Source organism: Streptomyces sp. NPDC003697, from assembly GCF_053587115.1.
Genome location: NZ_JBSFNN010000133.1, coordinates 1 through 11588, shown reverse-complemented (window position 1 = coordinate 11588; position 11588 = coordinate 1). Strand labels below are relative to the sequence as shown.

Genomic DNA, 11588 nt, shown 5'->3' with positions numbered 1-11588 from the left:
AGTACATCCAGTACGAGGGCGTCCGGCCGGCACGCCGAGAGCACGCACCGGACGCCGCTCCTTGACGGGCAAACGTTGCCTGCCGCGGCACTAGCCGGCCGTCCCGGCTCTCCCGGGCCGCGGGGCCGGTCCGCCGGGCGCCGGCCGCCGGCCCGCGCAGGCCGCCGCGGACGCCGGACCCGAGCCCGTCTCCTCGTCGGAGCCGGTCCGCCGTCCCGCCGGGCGCCGGCCCCCGCGGGCACCGGGCCGGAGCCCGTCGCCTGGCCGGAGCCGCCCCGCCGGTTCGTCGTGCGCCGGCCGCCGCGGACGTCGGAGCCGAGCCCGTCTCCTCGCCGGAGCCGCCGCCGGTCCGCCGGGCGCCGGCCGTGTCACCGCCGACGACCGGGTCCGGGCCCGCCCCCTCGACGCAGCGCCCCGGTCAGGACAGCTGCGCCGGCAGCGGGGCCATGTGGGTGACGATCAGGCCCGACACCGCCCGGGTCAGCGCGACGTAGAGGCGGCGCAGGCCGGTGCGTTCGTCGGGTTCGCCGTCGACCACGGCCCGCGGTTCGTCGAGGACGACGTAGTCGTACTCCAGGCCCTTGGCCAGCGAGGCCGGTACCAGGGTCAGCCGGGTCTCCCGGGTCGTCTCCTCGCCGGGGGCCAGATACGTCATCCCGGCCTCCGACAGCGCGGCCGCGAGCGCCGGGACGCGGGCGTCGGCGGCGATGAGGCCGGTCGAGCCCTCGTGACGCAGCAGCTCCGCACAGGCCGCGACCACGTCCGCGTCGCCGGTGATCGCGCGGACGGCGAACAGGCCCGGGTTCTCCCGCACCGACGCCACCGGGGTCAGACCCGGCGCGATGTGCGGCAGCAGGCGGGAGGCGTAGGTGATGACGTCCGTCGGCACACGGAAACCCGACGTCAGCTCCTCGACGGCACCGTCCGGCTTGCCGAGGTGCGCGAGGGCCTCCTGCCAGGTCCGCGTCGCCCAGGGGGTGGTGCCCTGCGCCAGGTCGCCGAGGACGGTGGCCGAGCCGGTGGTGCAGCGCCGGCCGACGGCCCGGTACTGCATGGGGGAGAGGTCCTGGGCCTCGTCCAGGACCACGTGCCCCAGGGAGTGGGTGCGCTCCACCAGGTCGGTGGCCTCGTCGATCAGCACCGCGTCGGCGGCCGACCACCTGGCCGACTTCACCGACCGGACGGGCCTGGCCCACAGGAGCGTCTTCTGCTCCTCCTCGGTGAGGATCCCGTCGGCGTGCGCGGCGAGGAAGTCCGCGTCCGTCAGCAGCCGCAGCACCAGCTTCGCCGGGTCGACCTCCGGCCAGACCGCCTTGACGGCCGCCTTGACGGCCGCGTTGCGGGCGACGGCGTCCTGCACCCGGTCGTCCGGGGCCTCGCCCGCCCGTTCCATCTGCACCAGCACCGCGTGCGCGATGCGCTGCGGCAGGGCCGCGCGGGCGGCGCCGTAGCGGATGCCCCGGTCCAGCAGCTCCCGGACCATCTCCTGCAGTTCGTACGCCGGGACCCGCCAGCGTCGCGAGCCGCGCACCACCACGACCGGCTCGGCGGGCACGGCGACGTGCGCGTACAGGGCCTTCCTCAGCACCTGGGCCATCCGCGCGTCGCCCTTGACGAGCGCGGCTGCCGCGTCGTCCGTGCCCCGGACCTCCACATGGGCCACCAGGTCGTCCACCGTGGCCTGCTGCACGGTCAGCTCACCGAGCGCGGGCAGCACCTGCTCGATGTAGTGCAGGAACGACCGGTTCGGCCCGATGACCAGGGTGCCCGTCCGGGCGAGCCGCTCCCGGTGGGCGTACAGCAGGTAGGCCACCCGGTGCAGGCCCACGGCGGTCTTGCCGGTGCCGGGGCCGCCCTGCACGCAGACCGTGCCGGACAGGCCGGACCGGACGATCTCGTCCTGCTCGGGCTGGATGGTGGCCACGATGTCGCGCATCGGGCCCACGCGCGGACGCTCGATCTCCTGCTGGAGCAGCCTGCTCGCGCCGGCCGCCTCGGCCGGGTCGGACAGGTGCTCGTCCTCGTACGCCGTGAGGTCGCCGCCCGTGTAGCCGAAGCGGCGGCGCAGCGCGACGTCCATCGGGTCCTGCCTGGACGCCCGGTAGAACGGCTGCGAGACCGGTGCGCGCCAGTCGATCACCATGGGGTCGCCGTCGGCGTCGTGCACGTGCCGGCGCCCGATGTAGAACCTCTCGCCCGCGGCCCCCTCCGCCCGGCCGCCCGCGCCGCGGGTACTCCCCCGCTCGGGCGACGCCGGGAGCGGCGGGGCGTGCAGGTAGTCGAGCCGGCCGAAGAACAGGGGGGTGTCGCTGAGGTCGGCCAGTGCCTTGATGCGCTCGTCGACCTGGCGGGCGAGGACCTGGGCGTTGACCCAGTTCGCGGCGACGTCGCGGATGTCGAGCGCCTCGACGTCCTCCCGCATGGCGCGCAGGGCGGCGCGGGAGGCGGCCAGGTGGGACCGCTCCCGTGCGAGCGGGTCGTCGGCGGCCTGCGCGGGTCCGGTGACGGCGGGGCGTGCGGGGTCGGCGTCCGTCGCGGCGGAGGACGCGGGGGGCGAGGGGGACAAGGGGGTGCCTCCGGTTGGCCTGGTGCGGGAGGAGCGACGCGGAGGAGGGCGCACGTCGCCGGCTCGCCGCGGTGACTCCTGGATGCCGTCCGGTTTCCGTGCGGACGACGGCGCTCCCGGCGGGGAGGCGGGCAAGAGCGGAGATTCTAGGTCGTGGAGGGAGACAAAGGCCAACGGATTTCCCGGGCGCCGCGGATGTCCCACCACCTGCGCGGGCCCCGCGGCGCACGCGCCCCCGAGCGGCGCACGCGGGCGGCGCACGCGGGCGGCCGCCCGTGGGGGAACGGCCCGCCGTGGGCGTGGGTCGGCTCCCGTCGGAGGGGTACGCGGAAGCCGATGAGGCGGTACCGCGGACCGATCCAGGTCTCGGGTTCCGGGAAGCACCCTTGAGTCAGTCATGAGCGCAGCGACCACCCCCCCAAGCTCCGCCCGCCCGGCCGGTGCCACGGCTGTGCAGGGCGATCACCGCCACCGTCTGGGCGACGCCCTGCGTGCCGTCAAGGTGTTCGTGGGCGCCGCCTTCGACGTCGTCATCCTCGGCGAGTACGGCGAGGAGGCGGGCGTACGCCACAGGTGACCGGCTAAGGTCGCCCCCGTGCCAGAACGGACGGTGGCCTCCCGGTCGCGTGCGGCGACCGCCCTCGCCCTTCCCGCCCTCTCCTTCTGCGCCCTGGTGGCCCTCTGCGCCGTCCGGGACTTCGACATGTCGGACGCGCTGGTCTACCGGGCCGAGGGGCGGGCCGCCCTGCACGGCGGCGACCTCTACGGTGCGGCGGTCACCGAGTGGCACCTGTGGGCCACCTACCCGCCGTTCGCGGCGCTGCTGTTCGTGCCGACCGCGTGGCTTCCCACCGCGGTCCTGAAAGCGGCGTTCCTCGCGGGCAACGCGCTCCTGCTCGCCTGGCTCGTCCGGCTCTCCGCACGTCTCGCGGGCCGCCCGGCCGGTCTGCCGGCCGTGTGCGCCGCCACCGCCCTCGCGCTCTGGCTGGAGCCGGTCTTCCAGACCTTCGTCTACGGCCAGGTCAACCTCGCCGTGGCCTGCCTGGTCCTGTGGGACCTCACCCGCCCGCCCGGCGCCCGCGCCGGGGGAGCGGCGCTCGGGGTCGCGGCCGGGATCAAGCTGACCCCGGCCCTGTTCGTCGTCTACCTGCTGCTGCGGGGGCGCCGGCGCGAGGCGGCCACGGCGACGGCCGCGTTCGCCGCGACCGTCGCCGCCGGGGTCGTCGTCCTGCCCGCGGCGAGCGCCGACTTCTGGACCGGCCGCCTGTTCGAGACCGGTCGTGTGGGCAAGCCGTACATCATCGACAACCAGTCCGTGCAGGGCGTCGTCGCCCGCGCGCTGCGGGACGCGGCGCCCGGCGCGGCCTGGGTGGTGCCCTCACTCGCGGTCGCCGCGGTCGGCCTGTGGCTCGCCTGCCGCGCCGCCGACGAGCGGTGGGGAATCCTGCTGACCGCCGTGACCGCCCTGCTCGTCTCCCCGATCAGCTGGTCCCACCACTGGGTGTGGTGCGTCCCGCTGATCGCCGTGCTGCTGGCGTCGGGCCGCCGCCGCTGGGCGGCGCTCACCGCGCTCGTGTTCACCGCCCGCACGATGTGGATGGTCCCGCACGACGGCGACCTGGACCTGCGCGTGCCGTGGTGGGAGCAGCCCCTGGCGGCGCCGTACACGCTGCTGGGGCTGGCCCTGCTGGCGGTGGCCGCCCACCGCCTCCGTCCGGCCGCCGGACGGCCCGCGCATCAGCTCTCGGCGAGGATCTCGTCGGCGTCGACGATCCGGTAGGCGTAGCCCTGCTCCGCCAGGAAGCGCTGGCGGTGTGCGGCGAAGTCCTGGTCGATGGTGTCCCGCGCCACCACCGAGTAGAAGTGGGCCTGGTGGCCGTCGGCCTTGGGCCGCAGGACGCGGCCGAGGCGCTGGGCCTCCTCCTGGCGGGAGCCGAAGGTGCCCGAGACCTGGATGGCGACGGTCGCCTCCGGCAGGTCGATCGAGAAGTTCGCCACCTTCGACACGACCAGCACGTTGATCTCGCCCTCGCGGAAGGCGTCGAACAGCTTCTCCCGCCGCGCGTTGGACGTCTCCCCCTTGATCACGGGCGCGCCCAGGTGCTCGCCCAGCTCGTCGAGCTGGTCGATGTACTGGCCGATCACGAGGATCTGTTGCCCGGCGAACCGCCGGACGAGGGCCTCGGTGACCTTCCGCTTGGTCGCCGTCGTCGCGCAGAAGCGGTACTTCTCCTCCGTCTCCGCCGTGGCGTACGCCAGCCGCTCGGAGTCGGTGAGGTTCACCCGGACCTCGACGCAGTCGGCGGGGGCGATGTAGCCCTGCGCCTCGATCTCCTTCCACGGCGCGTCGAACCGCTTCGGCCCGATCAGGGAGAACACGTCCGACTCGCGGCCGTCCTCCCGGACCAGCGTCGCCGTCAGGCCCAGCCGCCGCCGCGCCTGCAGGTCGGCGGTGAACTTGAACACCGGCGCGGGCAGCAGGTGCACCTCGTCGTAGACGATCAGGCCCCAGTCGCGGGAGTCGAACAGTTCAAGGTGCGGGTAGACGCCCTTCCGCCTGGTCGTCAGGACCTGGTAGGTCGCGATGGTGACCGGCCGGATCTCCTTGCGGGTGCCGCTGTACTCGCCGATCTCGTCCTCGGTCAGCGACGTCCGCTTCACCAGCTCGTGCTTCCACTGCCGGGCGGAGACCGTGTTCGTGACGAGGATCAGCGTGGTCGACTTCGCCTGCGCCATCGAGCCGGCGCCGACCAGCGTCTTGCCCGCGCCGCACGGCAGGACGACGACGCCGCTGCCGCCGTGCCAGAAGTTCTCCACGGCCTGCTTCTGGTACGCCCGGAGCGCCCAGCCGTCCTCGCGCAGCTCGATCGGGTGCGCCTCGCCGTCGACGTATCCGGCGAGGTCCTCGGCGGGCCAGCCCAGCTTCAGCAGCGTCTGCTTGATCTGACCGCGCTCCGAGGGGTGCACCGCCACCGTGTCCGGGTCGATCCGGGCGCCCACCAGCGGCGCGATCCGCTTGGACCGCAGCACCTCCTCCAGCACCGGCCGGTCCGTCGTCGTCAGGACCAGGCCGTGTGCCGGGTGCTTGCTGAGGGTCAGCCGCCCGTAGCGCTCCATGGTCTCGGCGATGTCGACGAGCAGCGCGTGCGGGACGGGGTAGCGGCTGTACTGCACGAGCGCGTCCACGACCTGCTCGGCGTCGTGCCCGGCGGCGCGCGCGTTCCACAGGCCCAGCGGGGTCACCCGGTAGGTGTGGATGTGCTCGGGCGCCCGCTCCAGTTCCGCGAAGGGGGCGATGGCCCGGCGGCAGTCGTCGGCCTGGTCGTGGTCGACCTCGAGGAGCAGGGTCTTGTCTGACTGGACGATCAACGGACCATTCACGCGCGGCTGCCTTTCTGCATGGAGCTGCCTGGCCTGACGGCGGCCAAACGTCCAGTGTGCCTCACCGGCCCGTGATCACGGCTGTTCGTCCGCCAGCTCCGCCACGCCGGTGATCCGGTGCAGGGGGAAGGTGCGCACCTCGTCCGCGGTGTGGTCGTACGCCGTCACGAAGCCGCCCTCGACCCGGACGGGCGCGATGACGCGCTGGCTGGCGGCGCCCTCGGCGTTGACGAAGCCGATCCACACCGCCTCGCCGGTGAGCACCGCGGCCTGCAGGGTGGCCAGGGTCTCGGCGGAGCCGGTGCGGGGCAGCCCGCCCTCGGCGGCCGGGGCCGAGGTGGGCTTGCGCGGGGTGGTGGAGGCCAGGTCGCCGGCGCGGATCGCCCGGATCGCGGCGGACAGCAGGGTCGCGTCGGGCGGCGGCGGGCCGTCCGGGACCGGCTGCGGAGCGGTGCGCGGCGGGGTGCGGTGGGCGTGCACGCGGGTCACCAGGACGTCGCCCTCGGCCGACTCGGCGGCCGGCGCGTACCCCATCGCGCGCAGCCCCTCCAGCAACGTCGCCGGGTCGGCCTGCGCGGCCAGCACGGTCGGGGCGAGGCGCCGCAGGCGCAGGGCGCCGGACCGCTTGTCGGCCAGGATCTCGTTCAGCACCGCGTCGTCGTCGCAGCGCACGTACGACGAGGCCGCGCCGACCCGCAGGTGCCCGTGGCGGCGGGCCACGTCGTCGACGAGGTACGCCAGCGGCTGCGGCACCGGCGTGCGGGAGTGCTCCGCGAGGAAGGCGTGCAGGTCGGCGGCGGTGCGCCCGGCGTCCAGGGCCCGCCGCACGGACGCCGGGGTGAACCGGTAGACGGTCGCGCCGCCCTTGGACTCCACATCCGCGACCAGGCCCAGCATGTCGGCGAGCGGCCGCTGGAGCGGGCCGGGCGCCACCGCGGTGAGGTCCGCCTGGAGCAGGACGTGGTCCAGGGGCTCCGGCAGCAGCGGCGCCAGCGCACGGGCCGCCGCCGCGGCGGACGCACCGGCCTGCGCGGGGGCGGCGGTGACCGCCTGCCCGGCGGGGGAGAGGGGATCCGGCGAGGCGGCCGGCCGGTGGTGGTGGACGGGCAGCTTGTCACCGGGGCCCGCCGGCTCGGCCTCCCGCGCCTTGGCGGGCGGCGGCGCCGGCGGTGCGCCCAGCAGGGCCCGGCCGTGCGCCGACAGGGCACCCCGGCCGGTGACGCCCAGCAGTTCCGCCTCCGACAGCGTCCACCGGGCGAGCCGGGTGCGCAGGTCGCCCTCCCGCTGCGGGCCGCGCAGCGGACGCTCCCAGCGCAGCCGGGCCACCACGGAGTCGGCGGTCGGCGCGGTACCGGGCGGCAGCGCGGTCAGCAGGGTCAGCACCCGGTGCCGCACCTCCGGCGCCGCCGAGCGGTCCAGGCCCGGGCCCAGCGCCGACAGCGTGCGGTCCTTGGCGTCCCGCTCGCCGACCAGCCCCGGCGTCCGCGTCGCCGTGAGCCAGGCCTGGGCGAGCAGCGCCCACCGCTCGGCCGCCGGCTGCTCCAGCCACTCGTCGTACGCCGGGGTCGCCGCGTACCGCTCGTCCTCCCCGGCCGCCCGCGCGCCCTGTGTGGTGCCCATGCCCCCGTCCGAGGCCAGCAGGCCCGCCGCGTGGGCGAGCTCGACCCAGAAGGCGGCCACCGGCTCGGGCACGTCGAGCGCGACCGCCGTCCGCTTGAGGTCGCGCACGCTCAGCCCGCCCGCGCGCAGCACGCCCGGCCCGCCCTCGTCCCAGTCCTTCAGCAGTTCCTCGACGGTCGCCAGCGCCGTGTACGCCTGCCCGGCCGCCGTCGCGTCCACCATCCGCGCGCCGTGGGCCGCCGCCGCCTCGACGGGCGGCGGGACGGGCTCGGGAGTGCGGTGGGCGCGGCCCCCGCGCAGGTGCAGGGCGACCTCGCGGGGCAGGACGACCGTGCCCGGGGCCGTCGGCAGCAGCAGGCCGCGGTCGAGCAGCCAGCGCAGCCGGGGCGCGGGGTCGGCGGTGACCTGGCCGTAGGGCGGGCCCCAGACCAGGCGGTCCAGGACGTCGAGTGAGCCGGCGGGGGCGCCGGCCAGCAGCGCGGCCATCCGGGTCCGGTCCGTGAACAGCGCGGTGAGCGCGGCCACGGCCGACACCGAGTCGGGTGTCGACGGCAGTCCGGCGGTGGTGACGATCTCCTGGATGCGGCCCGGCGACATGCCCGCCGTCGCCTCCCGCACCGCCGGGCCGAGACCCGTCGGGGACGGGTGCTGCGGTGAGGGCGCGAGCAGCTCGCGGGCCGTGCGCACCAGGCGCAGCCGGTCGTCGCCGCCCCAGGCCAGGGCCTGCTCGCGCAGCGTGCCGAGGGCACGCGGCAGCGCGGCGGCCACGGCCGGGTCACCGGCGTCGCCGGCCAGCAGGCCGAGCAGTTCGTCGTACGTGGCCGGGTCCGGCGCGACCGCCAGGGCCTCCGCCGTCTGCAGGGCGAACCGGTCCAGCCGCTCCAGGGCGCGCACCACCGACGCCCGGGTCCCGGCGCGGGTGGCGAGCTGGGTCAGGTCGGTCGGGACGGGCGTGATGAGGTCGGGCCGGCTGCGCAGGAGCGCGGCCAGGGAGGCGTCGTCGCGCGCGCGAAGCGCCTCCGCGAGCGAACGCGGGGCGGCCGTTGTCTCATCACTCCTCATCCTGCCCACGGTAGCGGGTCCCCCCGGCGGGTCGGCGGGACGCGGGGGCGCGGCCGGCCGGCTTCCCGGGCCCGGGCCGCGCACGGCGGGCGGCCGAGTGACGTCCGGCTGCGCTAACTTCGTCCCCACGGGGTTTCATCGCCGCCGCCCCGGAGGGGACTTCGTGGGAATCGAGAGCGACCAGGTCGTCTACGAGTATCTGAGCCGGGTCGGGGACGTCGCCCAGCAGCGCCAGTTGCCCTCGGCCACCCGGATGCGTCTGGTGTCGGAGCTGCGCAACGAGATCGACCGGCGCCGGGCCAGAGTCACCGTCGACAGCCCCGCCGCCGTCCGTCGCATCCTCGACCGTCTCGGCAGCCCGGACGACATCGTCACGGCCGCCGGCGGCCCGGCGGCGGGCGGCACCGCCGGGGCCGTCGTGCCGCCCCCGGTCGCCGCCGTGCCGGTCCAGCGCGACGCAGCGGCGGAGGAGGCCGCGCGTGCGGAGGGGGACCGGCCGAAGGGCCTGCGCCGGATGGTCCCGCGACCGCGTCCCGCCCGGCCGGAGCCCAGCCCCGCGCCACCCGACGGCCCGTCCCCGCCGCATCTGGCGAGCGCGGCCGAACTCGGCGACTCGGCGACCGTGCCCGACTGGTGGCGGACGCAGACCGGCCCCTTCGGCGCCGGCGACGAGGTGCCGGGCTTCGTCGGCGGGGTGGAGATCCCGGAGCTGCTCAAGCCCCCGCCGCCGAGGGAAGCGGCGCGGCCGGCCGGCCCGGCGCCCGCACCGGCCGTCGAGCAGACCGGTGAGCCCGCGCCCGCCGAGCAGGCCGCGGCCCGGCGCGTACGGCTGCCGCGCCTGCGCACCGGCGGGTGGAGCAACCCCCTGCTGCTGCTCGCGGCCGGCCTGCTGGTGCTCGGCGCAGTCCTCGGCAAGTGGTTCGCCCTCCTGCTCGGCTGGGTCATCGCCTACGCCTCCCGCCGGCTGACCCCGCGGGAGTCGAAGTGGGCGGTGGCGGGCCTGCCGGGACTGGCGGTCGCGGCCGGAGTCGTGTGGCTGTGGGGCCGCGCGAACGGGCGCTGGGGCGCTCCCCTCGCCCAGGGCCACCTGAACGAGGCGGTCGGCGAGACCTGGCCGTGGGTGGTCCGGGCCGCGGCGGGGCTGTCGGCGCTGTTCCTGGTGTGGCGCTCGCAGCGGCAGCGGTAGGGGCAGGGAGGGAACGCGAGAGAGGAGGAGGCGGCCGGGCGGGCACATAGGTGTATGTCACATGAGCTTCGGGCCTCCCGGCCGTACCGGCTGGGCACAATGGCCCCCATGACCTCTCGTCCGCTGAGCGTCGGCTTCGACCTCGACATGACCCTCATCGACTCGCGCGCCGGCATCCGCGCCTGCTACCTGGCGCTCTCCCGGCGGACGGGCACCCACATCGACGCCGACCTGGTGGTCACCCGGCTCGGGCCGCCCCTCGCGCACGAGCTGGCGAACTGGTTCCCCGCCGACCGGGTCGACGCCATGATCCGGCTGTACCGCGAGATGTACCCCGCCACAGCGGTCGCCGCGGCATCCGCGCTGACCGGTGCCCGCGAGGCGATGGCGGCCGTGCGGGCGGCCGGCGGACGGGCGGTCGTCGTCACCGGCAAGCACGGACCGCACGCCCGGCTGCACCTGGAGCACCTGGGCATCGAGGCAGACGCGGTGGTCGGGAACCTGTGGGCCGAGCAGAAGGCCGAGGCGCTGCGCGCGCACGGCACGCATGTGTACGTCGGCGACCACCTGGGGGACATACGCGGCGCCCGGACCGCCGGCGCGCTGTCGGTCGCGGTGGCCACCGGGCCGTACGGCGTCGAGGAACTGCGCGCGGCCGGAGCCGACGTCGTGCTGCCGGATCTCACCCGGTTCCCCGACTGGTTCGCGGAGTACGGCGCCGCTCACGCGGACGGAGTCACTCGTTCGGGGGATGTTCTGCCGTCGTAGGGCGTCCCGCGTTCGCCGGGGCCGCCTCCCGCGCCGACAGCCGCCGGTGATCCGGCCCCTGACGCGAGTCGCCGCGCGCCTGACGGCGGCCCGCCGCGACCGATCGGAGGACACCCGCGGCCGCGATCAGGAACCCGACACCCATGAGCATGCTCAGTCCGAACATGTAGGTGGGAAAAGGACGCGCGCCGAGGAACAGCGGCGCCACCGTGACCACGGTGGCCACCGCGCCCACGAAGAACACGACGGCACCGGCGCGAATCAGCCGGTCGCCGGCCGAGGCGGAATTCGGTTGGGTTTTGTCACGCACCCCACCAGGGTAGTTCCCAGCGCGGAGGAACAACCGGGCAGCGTCTTGTCACCAGGACGAAGACCATTAGCCTGGTGGTCGGCGGGTCCGGCGCGGCCCGCCCCAGTGCTATTAAGAGCCGTTTTCAGAAGCAGTTTTCCGACGAGTACGGGGACGAGGACAGCGGTGCCTACCGGCAAGGTCAAGTGGTTCAACAGCGAGAAGGGCTTCGGCTTTCTCTCCCGCGACGACGGCGGTGACGTCTTCGTCCATTCCTCGGTCCTCCCCGCCGGAGTCGAGACGCTGAAGCCGGGCCAGCGGGTGGAGTTCGGTGTCGTGGCCGGACAGCGCGGCGACCAGGCCCTGACGGTGACGCTCCTCGAACCGGCCCCCTCGGTCGCGGCGGCGCAGCGCAGGAAACCGGACGAGCTGGCGGGCATCGTCCAGGACCTGACGACCCTCCTCGAGAACATCCTGCCGTCGCTCGAGAAGGGCCGTTACCCCGACAGGGCCTCCGGCAAGAAGATCGCCGGCCTGCTGCGCGCGGTCGCCGACCAGCTGGACGTCTAGTGCCGCGGCGGGCGACGTTCGTCCCGTCGCGACGCCCGGCACGCTCCCCCCAGCTCTCGGCTCCGCTCGAGCAGGGGGTACCCCCACCCAAGCTCTCGGCTCCGCTCGAGCAGGGGGGACCCCCACTCAAGCTCTCGGCTCCGCTC

The 11588-nt window shown here is 75.5% G+C and carries 8 protein-coding genes and 1 pseudogene; 5 read left to right on the top strand and 4 right to left on the bottom strand.

Features of this window, described 5'->3' with window-relative positions; all coding sequences use genetic code 11:
• Positions 1 to 418: 418 nt before the first annotated feature.
• The gene (locus ACWDNY_RS30295; RefSeq protein ID WP_451649013.1) at positions 419 to 2422 is read right to left on the bottom strand and encodes a HelD family protein; all 2004 of its coding nucleotides are present in this window, start codon (positions 2420 to 2422) and stop codon (positions 419 to 421) included.
• Between the two features lie 541 nt (positions 2423 to 2963).
• Here ACWDNY_RS30295 and ACWDNY_RS30290 point away from each other — a divergent pair.
• Complete coding sequence (locus ACWDNY_RS30290; RefSeq protein ID WP_451649012.1) at positions 2964 to 3143, top strand: hypothetical protein; 180 nt, start codon at positions 2964 to 2966, stop codon at positions 3141 to 3143.
• Positions 3144 to 3161: 18 nt separating this feature from the next.
• Entirely contained in the window at positions 3162 to 4346 is a 1185-nt protein-coding gene (locus ACWDNY_RS30285; RefSeq protein ID WP_451649011.1) for a glycosyltransferase 87 family protein, read from the top strand.
• On the opposite strand, the gene ACWDNY_RS30280 is transcribed toward ACWDNY_RS30285, so the two are convergent.
• Entirely contained in the window at positions 4304 to 5947 is a 1644-nt protein-coding gene (locus tag ACWDNY_RS30280) for a DNA repair helicase XPB (RefSeq protein WP_451649010.1), read from the bottom strand. The genes ACWDNY_RS30285 and ACWDNY_RS30280 overlap by 43 nt on opposite strands.
• A gap of 75 nt (positions 5948 to 6022) precedes the next feature.
• Positions 6023 to 8629, bottom strand: coding sequence for a helicase-associated domain-containing protein (locus ACWDNY_RS30275; RefSeq protein ID WP_451649009.1), 2607 nt, complete (start codon positions 8627 to 8629; stop codon positions 6023 to 6025).
• 163 nt (positions 8630 to 8792) lie between these two features.
• On the opposite strand from ACWDNY_RS30275, the gene ACWDNY_RS30270 reads away from it, so the two are divergent.
• Both ACWDNY_RS30270 and ACWDNY_RS30265 read left to right on the top strand, forming a co-directional pair.
• Positions 8793 to 9815: a hypothetical protein gene (locus ACWDNY_RS30270; RefSeq protein WP_451649008.1), complete on the top strand. Its 1023-nt coding sequence runs from the start codon at positions 8793 to 8795 to the stop codon at positions 9813 to 9815.
• 108 nt (positions 9816 to 9923) lie between these two features.
• A complete protein-coding gene (locus ACWDNY_RS30265; RefSeq protein ID WP_451649007.1) occupies positions 9924 to 10583 on the top strand; it encodes an HAD family hydrolase in 660 nt (219 codons plus the stop codon).
• A 73-nt stretch (positions 10584 to 10656) separates the two neighbouring features.
• Here ACWDNY_RS30265 and ACWDNY_RS30260 read toward each other — a convergent pair.
• Positions 10657 to 10893: pseudogene (locus ACWDNY_RS30260) on the bottom strand (hypothetical protein); the annotation flags it as partial.
• 165 nt (positions 10894 to 11058) lie between these two features.
• On the opposite strand from ACWDNY_RS30260, the gene ACWDNY_RS30255 reads away from it, so the two are divergent.
• On the top strand, positions 11059 to 11442 hold the full coding sequence (locus tag ACWDNY_RS30255; RefSeq protein ID WP_451649006.1) for a cold-shock protein: 384 nt from the start codon (positions 11059 to 11061) through the stop codon (positions 11440 to 11442).
• Positions 11443 to 11588 lie beyond the last annotated feature (146 nt).

Excerpts from the sequence above, each read along its gene's own strand:
- ACWDNY_RS30275 (WP_451649009.1), bottom strand. The coding sequence starts at position 8,629 with ATGAGGAGTGATGAGACAACGGCCGCCCCGCGTTCGCTCGCGGAGGCG.
- ACWDNY_RS30295 (WP_451649013.1), bottom strand. The coding sequence starts at position 2,422 with ATGCGGGAGGACGTCGAGGCGCTCGACATCCGCGACGTCGCCGCGAAC.
- ACWDNY_RS30265 (WP_451649007.1), top strand. The coding sequence starts at position 9,924 with ATGACCTCTCGTCCGCTGAGCGTCGGCTTCGACCTCGACATGACCCTC.
- ACWDNY_RS30290 (WP_451649012.1), top strand. The coding sequence starts at position 2,964 with ATGAGCGCAGCGACCACCCCCCCAAGCTCCGCCCGCCCGGCCGGTGCC.